Below are 16,872 nucleotides of genomic sequence, written 5' to 3' on the forward strand. Positions count from 1 at the left end.
TTGATCATCGAGTATAAACTAGAAGAACATCAAATTCTGGCTGATTCTGGAAGTTCTTCCATGGGCAAATCCGCATACGATAATTTCATCCCTCCTCTCGATGAGGGCATTGGCATGGAAGCTATCCGGGAAATCGAAAGGCGTTCGCATGATATTGTTGCCAAGATCAGGGCCGTTGCTTTCGAACCCAACTCCGAGAAATTTCTCAAGCGTCGCTACAACATGACCGAAACCGCAAAACTGGTGGGCCGTACCGATACGGCCATCCGGGAGGCGGAAAAACATGGCAGGCTCCGTGAGCCGGACATTGATCCCAAAGGTCGCCGAACTGGATATACCCTTGAAGACATCAATGCCATGAGGGGCTATTTCGGAACCCGGCCTTGGCGCAGCGATCAGGACGAACCCATTGTGCTGGCGGTGCAGAACTTCAAGGGGGGCGTGGGCAAATCGACTATCAGTTGCCATCTGGCCCAATATCTGGCGCAACAAGGCTATCGCGTCTGCGTCGTGGATTGCGATTCACAGGCTTCGACCACCACCATTTTCGGGTTCAATCCCGACTCCGATTTGGATGACGGTGACACCCTTCTGCCCTACCTGACCCGCGAGGGCCATCTGGAGGATCTTTCCTACGCGGTGAATCCCACCTATTGGGACGGCCTTGATCTGATTCCCTCCAACCTCGCACTCTACGACGCCGAGTATGCCTTGGCGGCGGAGATCCACGGTAATCCCTTGGCGCTGAACCGGCTGCGGGAAGGCATCGATAGCATCAAGCACCGGTACGATGTGGTCATCATCGATCCCCCGCCGGCGCTGGGCATGATCTCTCTGAGCGTGCTTAGGGCGGCCAATGCCATGATCGTTCCGGTTCCCCCGTCCACGGTGGATTTCAGTTCCACTACCCATTTCTTCACCATGCTCGTCGAGTCGTTGGGAATCCTGGAAAAACACGGCCTGCATGCCAGCTATAAGTTCCTGCGGGTCGTGGCCAGCAAGGTCAACGACAATAAATCCGCCCATACCGAGATCAGCAAGATCATGCGTTCTGTTTATGAGATGTACATTCTGGATAGCCAGATGAAGGATTCTGCGGAGATCGACAACGCTAACGCGCGGTTGATGACCGTGTTCGAATTGGAGCGCGCCCAAACCTCGAAGGAAACCTACAATCGTTGCCTAGCCCATCTGAACGCGGTCTGCGGTGAAATAGAACTCTTGATCCGGAAAACCTGGGCGAGCCATCAAAAGATACTCAGGCGAGAGGGGGTAGTTTGACATGGCCAAGGGTAATAAGGATTTTTTCGGCAAGATCGGGGAGACCCGCGACGAGCAAGGTGCCGATGCCGAGCCAACAAATCTGCGGGTTCCTCCCAAGCGCCTAACGGAGCGGCAGAACCGGATTGGCCAGATATTGGCCGGCGAAATCGTTTCCAAGGCCATGCGCTGGGTCGAACCCGAGCAATGCCGCATGTGGGAGCGCCATAATCGGCGTTACGATCTTTTGAACGAGGAAAGGTGCCAGGATTTGATCGAGGGCATCAAGGCCCATGGCGGTCAACACACCCCGGCCATCGTGCGTGTGTTAGAAGGCGATGAGCGCCATAAATATGAAGTAATCTGCGGTGCGCGGCGGCATTGGGCTATTTCCTGGTTACGCGCCAATAATTACACGCAGTACAAGTTCCTGATCGATGTTCAAAATCTGACCGATGAACAGGCGTTCCGGATCAGCGATTCGGAAAACCGACACCGCAAGGATATTTGCGACTATGAGCGGGCGGTCGATTATCAAAAAGCCATCGACTTGTATTACCGGTCCCAACAGGATATGGCCGACCGGTTGGAAGTTTCTCCGAGTTGGCTCAGCAGGCTGCTGGACTTGGCACGCATGCCCGAGGACATCGTCAAGGCGTTTCCGGATATTACTGAACTCCGGGTGATCCACGCCATGAAGCTGAAGCCGTACTACAGCAATCCTAAAACGCGGGATAACCTGCTCGCCGCTGCCCTGGAAATCCAGGCCGAACAGGCCGCGCTGTTGGGGTCGGGCGCAACCCCGTTGAACGGTGTCCAGGTCATGGCCAAGCTAACCCGGAGTGTTAAAAAGCCCGTCACAGCTAATCGGGTATTGGGAACCTTTGCCGCCGACAACACCGGCGACCGATTGATCACCGTGACGCGGGATGGGCGTAACCATATCGATCTCAAAATCAACCTCAGGAGCGGCGCTAGCCAGGATGAAATCATCGCGAAATGCCGGGAGGCGATCATCGCGCATATCCGCTTAGATTGATGGCCTCGTTCCGTGGTGGGTTATCGATATCCTGTGCTGCGGCCGCCGATGGTCGGAAATTGCAATTTGCAATTCCGCTGTAAGTCATTAATTAATAAGTGGTTTACTAGAAATCGTTGATTTTATTCAGGCGCGATTGGTTGTCGCGCCAAGACTCCATGAAGACCAGTGAATTGAAATCTTGACTCGCTCGATCTGGCTGGAAAAAACACGCATCCCAAACTGGGCGTGGTTTGGCCCTGCCCGGGGAAATGACCGATCCCGACCATCGGGAAACAAAGTGACTACCTATCGGTCGCTCCCCAGTCTTGAATCTTCGATCCGCCAATCTAGGTGTAGGAACGAAGGCTGCCATAACGCCCGGCACCTGTTCCTGAGAGGTGGCCGCCCAGAGTTCCCGGGCTCCGAAAGCATCGTGCGGCAGGCGAGTCGTGCCAGACAGCGGTCATCACGCCGAAAAGACCCGGCCACAGCCTTACCAGCGCCGTCAATACGGCGAGAGCGTTGCCACCGCCCCGGCCCTTGGCCGCTGGAACTTCCGGGCGCTGGCCCCTGAGGTTGCAAGGTCCTCCCTGACCGGACGGAGAGCCGGACCTCGTCCTCGAAGCTGATCTCGGCCCCGAGCCGCACCGCCAGTCGCTGGATCTTGGGGAACATGCCGTCCAGGACCGATCCATACGGTTGAGCCACTCGTAGAGGCAATTCGGTGAAAGCGATCCTCCCCGGCTTGCACCGACGACCCATCACCACAGGTTTCGTGGTGGGCTCCATCCGTAGGCGTGAGCGACATGAACTCACGGGGGCGACATGAAAAAACCTACACCTTGTAAGCGGACGCACCCGGCGGGGTCCGCACCGGCTCCGGCGGGAGGAACCATACCGCCCCGCCCCGCTCAAAACCGACATCTACCGACGGTCGAAGGAGCGACGCCATGATTAACTCGAAGCCCTATGTCCGCCTTTCCAAGGACGACGCGGCCCTCCTGCTCGTCGACCACCAGTCGGGCCTCATGTCCCTGGTGCAGGATTTTTCGCCCGGCGAGTTCAAGAACAATGTGCTGGCCCTCGCCGACCTCGCCAAGTTCTTCGGGCTTCCCACGGTCCTCACCACCAGTTTCGAGGACGGACCCAACGGCCCCCTGGTCCCGGAACTGCGGGCGCTGTTCCCCGAAGCGCCGTACATCGCCCGTCCCGGCCAGATCAACGCCTGGGACAACGGGGATTTCGTCGAGGCGGTGAAGGCGACCGGCCGCGGGCAACTCCTCATCGCGGGGATCGTCACCGAGGTGTGCGTCGCCTTTCCCGCCTTGTCCGCGCTCGGGGAGGGCTACGAGGTTTTCGTGGTGACCGACGCCTCCGGCACCTTCAACGAGGCGGTCCGCCACGCCGCCTGGGCGCGGATGGCGGGGGCCGGTGCCCAGTTGATGAACTGGTTCGGCGTGGCGTGCGAACTCCACCGGGATTGGCGCAACGACATCGACGGCTTGGGGAACCTGCTCTCCGACCATATCCCGGCCTATCGGAACCTCATGACGAGCTATTCGGCGCGGCGATGACGGCCATGACCCATCCCGAACCCGGCCCGGAAAACCAACACGCCGCGCTTATCCTGCACAATGGCCGGATGGCGACCCCGGACCGGCGATCCCCCGGCGCGACGGCGGTCGCGATCCAGGGGAACCGCTTCGTCGCCGTGGACAGCGATCCGGCCATCATGGCGTACCGGGGACCGGAGACCCGCGTGATCGACCTCGGCGGGCGCACCGTGATTCCCGGCCTCAACGATTCCCACATGCACCCGATCCGGGGCGGCCTGAACTACAACCTGGAATTGCGCTGGGATGGCCTGCCCTCGCTCGCGGACGCGCTGCTCAGGCTGAAGGAGCAAGCGGCGCGGACACCGCCCCCGCAATGGGTCCGGGTCATCGGCGGGTGGACGGAATTCCAGTTCGCCGAACGCCGGATGCCGACCCTGGACGAGATCAACCGGGCCGCGCCCGACACCCCGGTGTTCGTGCTGCACCTCTACGACCGCGCCCTGCTCAACGGCGCGGCCCTGCGCGCCGTCGGCTACGCGAAGGACACGCCCGACCCGCCGGGCGGCGAGATCCAGCGGGACCGGCGGGGCAACCCGACCGGGCTGCTCATCGCCCGCCCGAACGCCATGGTCCTCTACGCCACGCTCGCCCAAGGCCCCCGGCTGTGCCATGAGGACCAGATCAACTCGACCCGCCAGTTCATGCGCGAACTCAACCGCTTCGGGCTGACCAGCGTCATCGACGCGGGCGGCGGCTTCCAGAACTATCCCGACGATTACGCCGTGATCGAGGAACTGCACGCGCGGGGCGAATTGACCGTGCGCTTCGCCTACAACCTGTTTACCCAAAGCCCCCGGCGGGAACTGGCCGACTTCGCGCGATGGACGCGGACGGCCCGGCCCGGCGCGGGCGACGATTTCTACCGGATGAACGGCGCGGGCGAGATGCTCGTTTATTCGGCGGCGGATTTCGAGGATTTCCTCGAACCCCGGCCCGACCTGGTGCCGGTCATGGAGGAGGAACTCGGCGCGGTGGTCCGCCACCTCGTCGAACGGCGTTGGCCGTTCCGCCTGCACGCCACCTACGACGAGACGGTCGGCCGCGCTCTGGACGTCTACGAGGCCGTGAACCGCGACGTGCCCTTCGGGGGGCTGCACTGGTTCTTCGACCATTGCGAGACGATCTCCGACCGCAACATCGAGCGCGTCAAGGCGCTGGGCGGCGGCATCGCCGTGCAGGACCGGATGGCGTTCCAGGGCAAGTATTTCGTGGCCCGCTATGGCGAACACCAAGCCCGCCGCACGCCCCCCATCCGGCGGATGCTGGAACTGGGCGTCCCCGTCGGCGCGGGCACGGACGCCACCCGCGTCTCCAGCTACAACCCGTTCGTCGTCCTGTACTGGCTGATCACGGGCAAGACCGTCGGGGGCCTGGCGCTCTACCCGGAAAGCAACCGGCTCGACCGCGCGGAAGCGCTCCGCCTGTACACGGCCGGGAGCGGTTGGTTCTCCGCCGAGGAAGGCAAGAAGGGCGCGCTGGCACCGGGGCAACTGGCCGATTTGGCGGTGTTGTCCGCCGATTATTTCTCGATCCCCGAAGAAGAGATCAAGCGGCTCGAATCGGTGCTGACGGTCGTCGATGGGCGGATCGTCTATGGCGCGGACGAGTTCGAACCGTTGGGGCCGCCGCCGTTGCCGGTCAGCCCCGATTGGTCGCCGGTGCGGGCCTATGGCGGATATGCGCGGACGGACGGGGCGCGGGCGCGGCACCCACCGCGCGGCCCTGTCCATGCCCCCGGCGGACGCGCATCGCTGGGTGCTGGGCAAATCCGGGCCGTGGAGCTTGGGCTGCGACTGCTTGGCTTTCTAAGCACGCATAGGAATGATGGACGCCGCAGGGGTCCGGGCACGAAGGAGGGATTTATGGATGACACCGCCGACCGGGCGTTCACCGCGAAAGTGCTGAACGCTTATTCCCATATCGAAAACCCCCGGCTCAGGGAGATCGTTTCGCTGCTGATCCGGCACCTGCACGCCTGCGTCAAGGAGATGGAGCCGACGGACGAGGAATGGGAGTTCGCCTGGGATTTCATGGGCAGGATGGCGGCGGTCACCGGCCCCGAACGCAACGAGTTCCTCTTGACTGGCCGACGTGATCGGGATCAGCCAGCTGATCGAAGCGCTCAACCACGGGGGGCCGGGCCAGCCCGTGGGCTCCGCGCTGGTGGGACCCTTCTTCCGCGCCGACGCGCCGTTCCGCGCCCAAGGCGCTTCCATCGCCAGCGAGGAGACCCCGGGGGCGCGGGTGCGGATTTCGGGAAGGGTGTTCGACCGCGGGAATCGCGCCCCCATCGCGGGCGCGGTGCTCGATACCTGGCAAGCCGCGCCCAATGGGCTGTACGAGAACCAGGACGAACGGCAGCCGGACTACAACCTGCGTGGCCGGTTCCGGACCGACGAAGGCGGCGGCTACGAACTGACCGCGCTGATGCCGACCGCCTATCCGGTGCCGACCGATGGGCCGGTGGGCGAGTTGTTGCGGGCCGCCCAACGTCCGCCGGACCGGCCCGCGCACATCCACTTCATCGTGTCGGCCCCCGGCTACGAGACGCTCGTCACCCAGGTCTTCGTCGAAGGGGATATGACCCTCGGCGACGACGCCGTGTTCACGGCGGGCCGGAACATGGCCGGGGATTTCAAAAAGGAAGGGGGCCGTTTCCATCTCGCCTATGATTTCCCGCTCGGGCGGGGGATCTCGAAAATGCCGAAAGCCCCGATCCCCGCCTAGGGAGCGCCGCCATGGAGGATATCGCCCAGAGGATCGTCGGCACCTGGCGGCCGGTTCACTCCCTCCGCATCAATGCGGAGGGGAACCGGGAATACCCCTATGGGGAAGACGCGCTGGGCTACATCCACTATGCCGACGTCGGCATCATGGCGGTGCGGATCAGCCGGAAATCCAGAAGCGGGGCCAGGGGCTTGGAACAACTCCGGCGGGATTATCTGGCCTACTTCGGTCGCTATGAAATCGACGCCGGAAGGCAAGGGGTCCGCCATTTCGTGGAGGGGCGGCTGTTCCCCGGCGATCCGCTGGCGATCCTCGAACGACGGTATCGGTTCGAGGGCGACCTCCTGTGGCTGACGCCGGTGGACGGAACCCATCGCGAAATCCTGTGGCGGCGGCTCTACGTCCCGGCGCGGGATGGATAACCCCGGGGGGCGGAACGGGAACGCATGGACGACCTGCGCCGGCTTGAGATCATCATCCTGCTCCTGATGGCCATGCTTTGGGCCGCCGCCTATTTCACGTCCTGGCGGGATTTCCGGGCCAACCTGCGCCCCATCGGCTTGTTGGCCGTGGGCCTCTCAAGCGGTCAAAAGACATGCTTGTCCTCCCTCCGAATGGGCCAAATGGGCGTAACTCCACCAGGGGAAAGGCCCGGACCGGTCACCGTTTCGCGCACCGCCCGCGACGGCGAGCCCACACGGCCCGCCTATTCCGGCTTTTTAACGCCGACGCCGATGGATTCCAGCATGTCCATGGGCAAGGGGAAAACGATGGTGTTGGATTTATCCCCGGCGATCTCGGTCAGGGTTTGCAGGTAGCGCAGTTGGATGGCCCGGGGCGAGCGGGCCAGGGTCCGCGCGGCCTCCACCAATTTCTCGGAGGCCTGCAATTCGCCCTCGGCGTGGATGACCTTGGCGCGGCGTTCCCGTTCGGCCTCGGCCTGCCGGGCGATGGCGCGGACCATGGTTTCGTTCAAATCCATCTGCTTGATCTCCACGTTGGAGACCTTGATGCCCCAGGCTTCGGTCTGCTGGTCCAGGATCGCTTGGATATCCGCGTTGAGCCTATCCCGCTCGGCCAGCATTTCGTCCAACTCGTGTTGCCCCAGCACCGAGCGCAGGGTGGTTTGGGCCATCTGGCTGGTCGCGTCGTAGTAATGCTCGACCTGGATCACGGCCTTCTCCGGGTCGATCACCCGGAAAAACACGATGGCGCTGACCTTGACCGACACGTTGTCCCGCGAGATCACGTCCTGGGTCGGCACGTCCATCACGATGGTGCGCAGGTCCACCTTCACCATCTGTTGGACGAGCGGAACGATGAAGATCAGGCCCGGCCCTTTGACCTTGTGGAACCGGCCCAGGAGGAACACCACGCCGCGCTCGTATTCGCGCAGGATCCGGACACCGCTGACCAGGACGGCGATCAGCGCCACCAACAGCATGGGGAATACATCGAAAAACATGGTTCATCCTCCTGTTTCGTCGGATAAGGGCGTGACGATGAGGGTCAGGCCTTCGATGCCCTCCACCCGGACCTTTTGCCCCTGGTCCAGGGGGTGTTCGGTCAGGGCCATCCACGCTTCGCCATGGATCCACACCCGGCCTTGGCGGGTGAAATCCTCCATGGCGGTCCCCTGGCCGCCGATGAGTTGCTCGCGGCCCGACACCACCGGCTTTTTGCGCGCGCCCAGGACCATCCTGGTGACCACGATGCAAAAGATGGCGCTGCCGATGGCGAAAGCCGTGATTAGGGCCGGGCTCGGTGCGGATCCCGGAATCCCGCTATCCATCAGGAGGACCGAGCCGAACACGAACGCGGCCACGCCCCCGATGCCCAATATCCCGAAGCTCGGCGCGAAAGCTTCGGCGGTCATCAAGCCCAGTCCCAGCAGCATCAAGCCCAGGCCGGCGTAATCGACCGACAGCGCCTCGAAGGCGTAGAGCGCCAGCAACAGGCAGATCGCGCCGACGGTGCCCGGCGCGGCCGTGCCGGGATGGTAGAACTCCAGCATCAGCCCATAGAGGCCCAGCAGCATCAGAACATAGGCGACATCGGGATTGGCGATGGCGGCCAAGAACCGGTTGCGCCAGTCGGGTTCGAGGGCTTCGATCTTCGCGCCCGCGAGGCCCAGCTTGACCGGCCGGCCCAAGACATCCACCGTGCGGCCATCGAGCTTGTTCAAAAGGTCGTGGACATCGACGGCCAGGAGGTCGATGGCCTTCGCCTTCAAGGCTTCTTCCGCGGGCAGGCTGGCCGATTCCCTGACCGCCTTTTCCGCCCAATCCGCGTTGCGGCCCCGCAGCATCGCCAAGCCCCGGATATAAGCGACGGCGTCGTTGGTCATCTTCCTTGCCATGACCGTGCCGGGTTCCGGGATGCCGCCTTTGCCCTGTGGGCGCGCCCCATCGCCATCCTGGGCGCCGGGCATGGGGATTTGAACGGGGGTGGCGGCCCCGAGATGGGTAGCCGGGGCCATCGCCGCGATGTGGCTGGCGTAGAGGATGTAGACCCCGGCGCTGGCCGCGCGGGCCCCGCCGGGGGCGACATAGGCCGCCACGGGGATGGGCGAGGCGAGGATTTTCTTGATGATCCCGCGCATCGCGGTATCCAGCCCGCCGGGCGTGTCAATGCGGAGCAGGACCAGGGAGGCTTTCCGCTCGATCCCGTAATCCAATGAGCGGGCGACATGGTCGGCGCTGGCCGGGCCTATCGGTCCTTCGAGCGCCAGTTGGATCACGGACGGCGTGGGGGCGGGCTCGTTCGCGAAAGCCATCGTCCACCACGGGCAAGCGATGGCCCACAGCAAGAAGGCCCAAATCCGTCGCCGGGGCATTCTCATCCCGCCCAACCCTGGAAACGCTTGAGGAATATCCACCGCTCGTTCTCCGGCCATCAATGCGCGATAGCTTGTGAAGGCTGGGAATGCTTATACGCCGAATATTCCGCCGGGTCTGTACGCACTGGCTCAAAACCGTCGAGGATTGCCGTAACGCATCCGAAAACCCGGAGGACGGTCCGCTATTGGGTTTACGCCGCGCTAACAACGCCGTATTTATCGTTATCGAGTGATCGTCTGGCGGGCGCTAACCGTGACCATGGTGGCCACCCCATCCCCGGCCACCGCCATGGCCCTGACCGCCACCCCATCCCGGCCCTCCGCCATGGCCCTGGCCACCGCCCCACCCATAGCCCAAATGCTGGCGTGGATATGCGTGATCAGCATATCTGGAACCATACCCAAATCCGTTATAGACAGGGTAACCGGCGTAAGGGGCTGGGTGATTGTAGCGATATCCACCGCCATAAGGGCCATACGCATAGCAGCCTTGCAAGGATATCAATAACACCAGGGCAAATCCAAGCAATCGGGTTTTCATCGGAATATCCTAATCTTGGCCGCCATAGGCGGCATAATCTGGAAAGCCATCATTTACCGGGGGCGCGAAAAACGGGCGATTCTCAAGCAAATTGCCGGAAGCCCACCATGGCCGATCCAGCGGGGATTCGTCCTCCACAGCCCGCACATCGCGGGGCTGGATCATAGAGGCCGTGGTATGGCGTTCAACGCTGGGCACCGGTTATTCCTCCGCAAAGCTTGAATGAATCTGGATTGGCGAACAGTCTATGATACCGATCCTGAATCAAAGATTAACCCAATAGACATTAGACATTATTAAAAACCACTAACTTAGTTGGTATCATAAAAATAAATATTTTTAATTACGTGATATGTTTTCATACGAAACTGCAAAACAAGATGAAAGGACGTTTCTCAGCTTGACGAGTTTGACGGTCCAAGAGTTTTCTGAGCTATGCGTCTTATTCGGAAGGCATTGGAACGAGTTCACCAAGCAAAGCGAGAGGAATCCCGGCAAGGAAGGACGACCCCATGCGCTGAAAACCATGGAGGATCGCCTGCTTTTCATCCTTTTCTACCTGAAAACCTACCCGCTCCAGGAAGTCATTGCCTATTCCTTTGGTATTAGCCAGGGGGCCGCCAATATTCTGATCCATCAGTTCAGCCATATACTCAAACTTGCCTTGCAGGAAGGCGGTTTTGTCCCGCCAAGGTTAACCGATGAAATGTTGGAAAGACTCAACCAGGAACATCCTCAAGACTACGGCATAGACGGCACCGAAAGGCGTATTGTCCGGCCCTCCAACGCGGATGCGGAAAGGGGATTTTATAGCGGTAAAAAAAAGCCCACACCCTGAAGAACAACCTGGTTGCCGGTCTGGAAGATATGCAAATCAAGGGGTTGAGCGGAACCCACGAAGGGAAGAAGCATGATAAGAAAATCTGCGACGAGGAGGGTATCCTCTTGCCGGAAGGCAGCGATCTTTACCGGGACACCGGGTTTCAAGGCCACGAAATGGAAGGGGTGAATATCCATCAACCCAAGAAGAAACCGCGCGGCGGGGAACTCACGGATGAAGAAAAGGAAAACAACCGCCTGATTTCCAGTATCAGAGTCGTTGTTGAGCATGTGATCGCCGGGGTGAAACGTTGCCGGATTGTGAAGGACGTGTTCCGTAATACCTTGTCAGGATACGACGACGATGTGATGGAACTGGCCTGTGCGCTACATAACTTCAGGAGTTATCAGCGCCGCGTTTCCTACTGAGCGCCAGGAAACGGAATAATAGTCATATCGGCCTTTAGTCCGGTCATTCTTCGGCCATAGATAACCAGAATCTATGGGTTCACATCCTGATTCACAGATAGGCCATCTGATGATGGTTGAGACGTTTGCCATGCCGGATTTCAGCATGAGTTTGTGAATCTACGTAACAATTTGGTTTTTAATAATGTCTCCTGTTCAAACAACCGGGGGCCACTTCTATAAAAAAAGGCCGACCCAGGAACCTGGGTCGGTTTTTTTCCTTATGCCCTCCCACGCATCCTTGCGTGCTCCACGTGACCGTAGAGGGACGGTTAGAGGCAGAATCCATAATCCACTTCGAGGGGGGCTTGGTATATGCGGGGAAAGCCCTACTGATATATTGTAAAAAGGCCGGACCCCCGTGCAGCGGACGGGGCAGGGCTCAATGTTGTTGAATTATCCCTGTCTTGCACACAATTCCCGCCATTTGGTTGAAAGGGTCTGTGAGCCATGGCGCAAGTTATTAAAATCCCCCGCAGCATGCCGCCGTCCTGGACGCCCTCCTGCAACTCATCCCCGGTTGCCTCTCCTCTCGGGACTTTGTCCTTTCCCCCAAGGCCTTTGTCCGGCGGGGCAAGCTGACCCTTCCCGTCCTCACCGTTTTCCTTCTGTCGCTGGTGGCCAGCGGCAAGAGCCAGGGCGTGGACGGCAAGGCGGGCGCATTCTTCCGCCCGGCCCGCCGGAGCGGGCTATGGCCCGAAGCCGGGGCCGTCCATCGCAGCACCGTGACCAAGGCGCGCGCCCACCTGTCCTGGCGGGCCTTCGAGCAACTGCACCACGACGCGGTGCGGCTGGCCTACGAGGCCTGGCCGCGTGCCGAGGGGGATACCTGGATGGGCTTGTCCGTGTTCGCCATCGACGGCTCCAAGTACCGCCTGCCCGCCTCCGCCGAGTTGAGGGCCGCCTTCGACCCCGACGGCGGGCTGGACCGGCCGGGCCGGGGGCATTATCCGCTCTGCCTGGTTTCGACCGCCCACGACGTGTTCCGCCGGATACCCATCGCCCGGACCGTCCAGCCGATGGCGCGGGCCGACGAGCGGGAGGAGGCCAAGGCCCTGCTCCCCCACATCCCGCCCGGCGGCGTCATCCTGTTCGACCGGGGCTACCCCGGCCACGACCTCATCGACCACCTAACCCGGAACTATCGCGGCTACTGGCTGATGCGCTGCCCGGCTTCCGGCACCTTCGCCGCCGTGGAGGCCTTCGCCCAATCCGGCCGGACCGAGGAACTCCTCACCCTGACGCCGCCCCGGTCCGATCCCGTCGCCGTCCGCGCCATCCGCCTGGTCGGCCCGGACGGCGAACTTTCCGTGCTCATCACCAACCTCGTGGATGGAAACCGCTTCCCCGCCCACGCCGTCACCGGCCTCTACTTCCGCCGCTGGGAACTGGAGGTCCATTACCGTGACGAAAAATCTTCGCTGGACATCGAGACTTTCCATACCCGCACCGAGAACGGCGTCCGCCAGGAACTCTTCGCCATCCTGACCATGGCCGTCATCTCCCGGATATTGATGTCCCTCGCGCCGCACCCGGACCCCGCCATCGACGCCCAGCCACAGTTCAAGAACACCATGATCACACTGCCCGGGGAGGCCTTCGTCCTGTCGCCACGATACCCCGAACTGGCGCTGCTCGTCTTCGGCGAACTCCTCGACGAGATCGCGCGGGTACGCTATTACCGCCCTAGAACCGCCAAGCCCCCGCAGCCACGGGTCTGTAAAAAGCCCGTCAGCAAATGGCAGGTCGATAAGTCCAAACGCATCGCCAGCGGTTAATTCAACAGCATTGGCCCCGTCCCTCCGGTCGGCATCCGTGATGATGCTTTTTAGGTTTTCAATAATCCTTCATGGTTCCCGTTTGATTTTTAGCCCCAGATAAGCAAACTTCTCATGCTCCGCGCTCTCCACTTAACCGGAGTAAAATGAGGGGATGGATCATCCTCGTGCGGGCGTTCATTACCCTCGGTCCGTGGGCGAGTTCCAGGCTTGGTTCCAAACCGATGCCGACTGTTTGGACTACCTGGAATGGCTTCGATGGCCGACGGGCTTTGTCTGTCCGGCCTGCGGCCTCCCGGGTGGCTGGCGGTTGGGCGATGGTCGATTCATGTGCGGCGGCTGCGCCGACCGCACCTCGGTCACTGCGGGCACGATCTTCGACCGCACGCGCACGCCATTGACGGTCTGGTTCACGGCTTGTTGGCTGTTCGCCACCGGCAAGGATGGGATGGCATTGAGCCTGAAGCGGACGCTGGCGATCGGCTCCTACCAGACTGCGTGGGCCATGCTGCATCGACTGCGGTCCGCGCTCGTGAGGCCGGGCCGGGATCGGCTCGGGGGCAGGGTCGAGGTGGATGAGACCTACATCGGCGGGCAGGAGGCGGGACTGCCCGGCGGCCGCGCCCATGGCAAGAAGATACTGACCGGCATTGCCGTGGAAGTCCTGGAACCGAAGGGGTTCGGTCGATGCCGGATGCAGCCGTTGGCCGATGCCTCGGCGGCTTCCCTGCACCCCTTCGTCAGGGGGGCCGTCGAGCCGGGGGCGACGGTCATCACCGACGGCTGGCAAGGCTACTGCGGGCTGAACCTATCCGGCTACATCCATCAACCCCGCAGCCAGCGGGCGACCCGGGCCTGCGGCGGGGACTCCGACAAGTTGCTGCCCGGAGTGCACCGGGTCGCTTCGCTGGTCAAGCGCTGGCTGTTGGGCACCCACCAGGGCGCCGTGGATCCGGCGCACCTGGAAAGCTACCTGAACGAGTTCGTGTTCCGCTTCAACCGCCGCCGTTCCCGGAGTCGCGGTATGGTGTTCTACCGGGTGCTTGAACTCGCCGTCGCCCACGACCCCGTGCGCTACAAGGACATCATGGCCGCGCAGAGGCCACGTAAAGTTGCGCCCACCCCGCCGAGGGCAAACGGACATCCACCGAGCCTCGAGCGCCCATCCGCAAACCGCCCATGGAGAAACTCCGGTTAAGTGGAGAGCCCAGCTCATGCTTATGCCTGACAGTTCAATGCTCAAAACGACGTATTAACCCGGCGGTTTTTGATTGGGCTATGGGGCGACATTCCCACCCCCGAAGTCGTCGAATTCCGCCCCGGCGGCGTCGCCGAACCATAGCCCGACGTAACCGCCGCGCGGGTCGAAGAAGGCCCTGTCGGCCCGGTCCAGGGCCACCGCGCCCACCTCGACGCCATTCTTGTAAACATGGACCGTCCCGGCCTTGGACCCGGTCCCGTACACCAGCGCGCCGAGCCGGTCGCCGTTCCCGAACGCACGGGAGCGGAGCAATGGGTATTCCTTCCAGCGCCCGTTGGGCAGCAGCGTCGAGACCAGTACCGCCTTGTCCCTAGCGCGGTAGTCCACGTTGATCACGCCCAGCCGGTAGTCGATGGCCTTGGAGGTCGACTGGACCTTGAGCATCAGTCCATGCTCGAAGCCGCCTTGGTTGACCTTGGCCAGCGTCACGAAGGCCTGCGCGTTGACGCCGAAGCGGGTCGGCTTCCAGTAGGCCGGTCCCCCGGAGCGGACCTTCGCCCGGCCGTTCAGGATCATGTAGTCCCCGGGTCCCACGGATCCGCTCCAATGGACCCTCAACGCGCCGTCCGGGCGGTTGAAGTCGTCGAGCACGTCGATGTATTCGAAGGCGCCGATATCGCACTTGCCGCCGGGGGGTTGCGGACGGCCCAACCCACGCTGGTCGGCCGTCACGCCGGTGTTGGCGCAGCCCCGACCCGGAACGAACACGATCCGGTCTACCGCCTGGCTATCGGACGTCAATGCCTGGGTTTGGGTGGGGCCGCCGTTGTCGGCCAGGCCCGCGAGCCCCGCGTAGCCGGTCAGTTGGCCGGAAGCGGCGGCGTTGCAACTGTTGTCCGAGACAAGGTTGAGCCCCGCGAACTCGCAGGCCCCGTCGATATCGTTCGGTGAGTTGTCCGCGACGATCGAATTGATCAACTTGCCGACACCGCCTTCGCGCGCATAAACGCCGCCACCGGTGGCATAGCTATAAAGACCCGGCGCATAGACCTGGTTGAATGTGACGGTGCTATGGATAAGCGTAACCTTTGTTTCGCCGTAAACGCCACCGCCCTCCGTCAAGCCGCGGTAGGCGCAGGCCTCGTTCCCGAAGACCGTGCTGTTGGTCAGGGTGACCGCCCCGACGCCGTAGATGCCGCCGCCCGCGTATGCGCAATTGAAGCCGGGTTCGGAGGGCTTGTTGCCGGAGACGGTGCTGCCTTGCAGGGTGACCGGCCCGGCACCGTAGATGCCGCCCCCTTCATCCAAAAAGAGATTGTCCGAGACGGTGCTGTTGATGAGGACGACCGGCCCGGAGCCGTAGATGCCGCCCCCCCAGGTGGCTTGGTTTCCGGTGACGGTGCTTTCGTTGAGCGTGACCGTGCCTTTGATTCCGCCGCCGCCGGTTTCGGACCCGAACGCGTCGCCCCCCTTCACCGTGATCCGGTTGAGGGTGAGTTGGGCGCTGGTGGAGTCGAACAGCCGGAACGGTGGTGCTCCCGCCGCGCGGGCGACCGTGTGGTGGTTGCCGTTGACCGTGAGGGTGCCGACGACCGCGGGCAGGCCATTGCCGACGCCATCCGGGTCGGTGTTGTCCACCGCCGTCAAAGAGACATCGACCCGGAGGTCGATGATATCGCCGCCGCCATTCCGGTCGTCGCCCGCAGGGCATCCGTTGGTGGCGGCGTTGCGGTTGGCGGCGGCGATGGCGTCGACCAGGCCGCATGTGGTGCCGTTGACGATGATGGTCGCCGCGGTCGTGGAGCCGGATCCGGCCGCGAATAGCAGCGGCATGGCCGCGAAAAATGATCGGCAACGAAGGTGCCTTATGAGCCAAGCTGTAGCCATGATCCATCCTCCCTGATGTTTGTTGCCAAACGAGCGCCCTCCCAAAGGAGGCCCTCCTCGATAAAAGCGGCCACTTTTTTCTTCATGGCTGTGGAAGCCCCGTCCGGTCCGCGCGGGCTATGGCGCGGCATTCCCGCCCCCGAAGTCGTCGAATTCCGCCCCGGCGGCATCGCCGAACCACAGCCCGACGTAACCGCCGCGCGGGTCGAAGAAGGCCCTGTCGGCCCGGTCCAGGGCCACCGCGCCGATCTCGCCCCCGTTCCGGTAGACGCGGACCGTCCCGGCCCTGGGGCCGGTCCCGTAGACCGACGCGCCGAGCCGGTCGCCGTTCCTGAAGACTTGGGAACGGAGCAAGGGGTAGTCCTTCCAGCGCCCGTTCGGCAGCAGCGTCGATACCAGCACCGCCCTCTCCCTGGCGCGGTAGTCCACGTTGACCACGCCGCGCCGGTAGTCGGTGGACTGGGCCTTGAGGACCAGGCCATGCTCGAAGCCGCCGGGGTTCACCCTGGACAGCGTCACGGAGGCCCGTTCGTCGACGCCGAAGCGGTTCGGCTTCCAGTAGATGGGGCCGCCGGAGCGGACCTTCACCTGGTGGTTGAGGATCGCGTAGCCGCCAATCCCGGAGGACCCGCCCCAGTTCGCTCCCAGCGCGCCCGCCGGCCCCCGGCGTCAGAATAGTTGTCGCCTCTAATTTTCCGAATGAAAGAGGAAAGAA

Annotated in this window: 13 protein-coding genes and 1 pseudogene; 10 read left to right on the forward strand and 4 right to left on the reverse strand. The window is 62.5% G+C overall.

Annotated features, from left to right (window positions below):
• From K5658_RS21975 to K5658_RS22000, 6 genes and pseudogenes are all read left to right on the forward strand, one after another.
• Nucleotides 1-1,281, forward strand: coding sequence for an AAA family ATPase (locus tag K5658_RS21975; protein WP_246628699.1), 1,281 nt, complete (start codon nt 1-3; stop codon nt 1,279-1,281).
• Between the two features lies 1 nt (nt 1,282).
• Nucleotides 1,283-2,299, forward strand: a complete 1,017-nt coding sequence (locus tag K5658_RS21980; RefSeq protein ID WP_221067328.1) for a ParB/RepB/Spo0J family partition protein — start codon at nt 1,283-1,285, stop codon at nt 2,297-2,299.
• 932 nt (nt 2,300-3,231) lie between these two features.
• Nucleotides 3,232-3,855 carry an isochorismate family cysteine hydrolase YcaC gene (gene ycaC, locus K5658_RS21985; RefSeq protein ID WP_221067329.1) on the forward strand — a complete coding sequence of 208 codons (624 nt, stop codon included), beginning with the start codon at nt 3,232-3,234 and terminating at the stop codon, nt 3,853-3,855.
• 236 nt (nt 3,856-4,091) lie between these two features.
• A pseudogene (locus K5658_RS21990) lies at nt 4,092-5,918 on the forward strand (amidohydrolase); the annotation flags it as partial.
• A gap of 142 nt (nt 5,919-6,060) precedes the next feature.
• Nucleotides 6,061-6,624 (forward strand): dioxygenase family protein, encoded by a 564-nt coding sequence (locus tag K5658_RS21995; RefSeq protein ID WP_246628701.1) that lies wholly within the window; start codon nt 6,061-6,063, stop codon nt 6,622-6,624.
• Nucleotides 6,625-6,635: 11 nt separating this feature from the next.
• A complete protein-coding gene (locus K5658_RS22000; protein WP_221067330.1) occupies nt 6,636-7,046 on the forward strand; it encodes a lipocalin-like domain-containing protein in 411 nt (136 codons plus the stop codon).
• 284 nt (nt 7,047-7,330) lie between these two features.
• On the opposite strand, the gene K5658_RS22005 is transcribed toward K5658_RS22000, so the two are convergent.
• Nucleotides 7,331-8,089: a slipin family protein gene (locus K5658_RS22005; RefSeq protein ID WP_221067331.1), complete on the reverse strand. Its 759-nt coding sequence runs from the start codon at nt 8,087-8,089 to the stop codon at nt 7,331-7,333.
• 3 nt (nt 8,090-8,092) lie between these two features.
• Nucleotides 8,093-9,400 carry an NfeD family protein gene (locus K5658_RS22010; RefSeq protein WP_246628700.1) on the reverse strand — a complete coding sequence of 436 codons (1,308 nt, stop codon included), beginning with the start codon at nt 9,398-9,400 and terminating at the stop codon, nt 8,093-8,095.
• Between the two features lie 956 nt (nt 9,401-10,356).
• Between K5658_RS22010 and K5658_RS22015 the strand changes: the two genes are divergently transcribed.
• The 4 genes from K5658_RS22015 to K5658_RS22030 all read left to right on the forward strand — a co-directional run bounded on the left by K5658_RS22015 (nt 10,357) and on the right by K5658_RS22030 (nt 14,267).
• Nucleotides 10,357-10,842: a helix-turn-helix domain-containing protein gene (locus K5658_RS22015; protein ID WP_221067333.1), complete on the forward strand. Its 486-nt coding sequence runs from the start codon at nt 10,357-10,359 to the stop codon at nt 10,840-10,842.
• A 29-nt stretch (nt 10,843-10,871) separates the two neighbouring features.
• Entirely contained in the window at nt 10,872-11,252 is a 381-nt protein-coding gene (locus tag K5658_RS22020) for a transposase family protein (RefSeq protein ID WP_221063574.1), read from the forward strand.
• A gap of 656 nt (nt 11,253-11,908) precedes the next feature.
• Nucleotides 11,909-13,069: an IS4 family transposase gene (locus K5658_RS22025; protein WP_221063449.1), complete on the forward strand. Its 1,161-nt coding sequence runs from the start codon at nt 11,909-11,911 to the stop codon at nt 13,067-13,069.
• Nucleotides 13,070-13,223: 154 nt separating this feature from the next.
• Complete coding sequence (locus K5658_RS22030; RefSeq protein WP_425515886.1) at nt 13,224-14,267, forward strand: IS1595 family transposase; 1,044 nt, start codon at nt 13,224-13,226, stop codon at nt 14,265-14,267.
• 78 nt (nt 14,268-14,345) lie between these two features.
• Here K5658_RS22030 and K5658_RS22035 read toward each other — a convergent pair whose 3' ends face one another.
• Complete coding sequence (locus tag K5658_RS22035) at nt 14,346-16,103, reverse strand: choice-of-anchor Q domain-containing protein (RefSeq protein WP_221067334.1); 1,758 nt, start codon at nt 16,101-16,103, stop codon at nt 14,346-14,348.
• A 171-nt stretch (nt 16,104-16,274) separates the two neighbouring features.
• A complete protein-coding gene (locus K5658_RS22040; protein WP_221067335.1) occupies nt 16,275-16,745 on the reverse strand; it encodes a hypothetical protein in 471 nt (156 codons plus the stop codon).
• Nucleotides 16,746-16,872: the final 127 nt, after the last annotated feature.

The organism is Methylomagnum ishizawai (assembly GCF_019670005.1).
GTDB classification, from domain to species: domain Bacteria; phylum Pseudomonadota; class Gammaproteobacteria; order Methylococcales; family Methylococcaceae; genus Methylomagnum; species Methylomagnum ishizawai.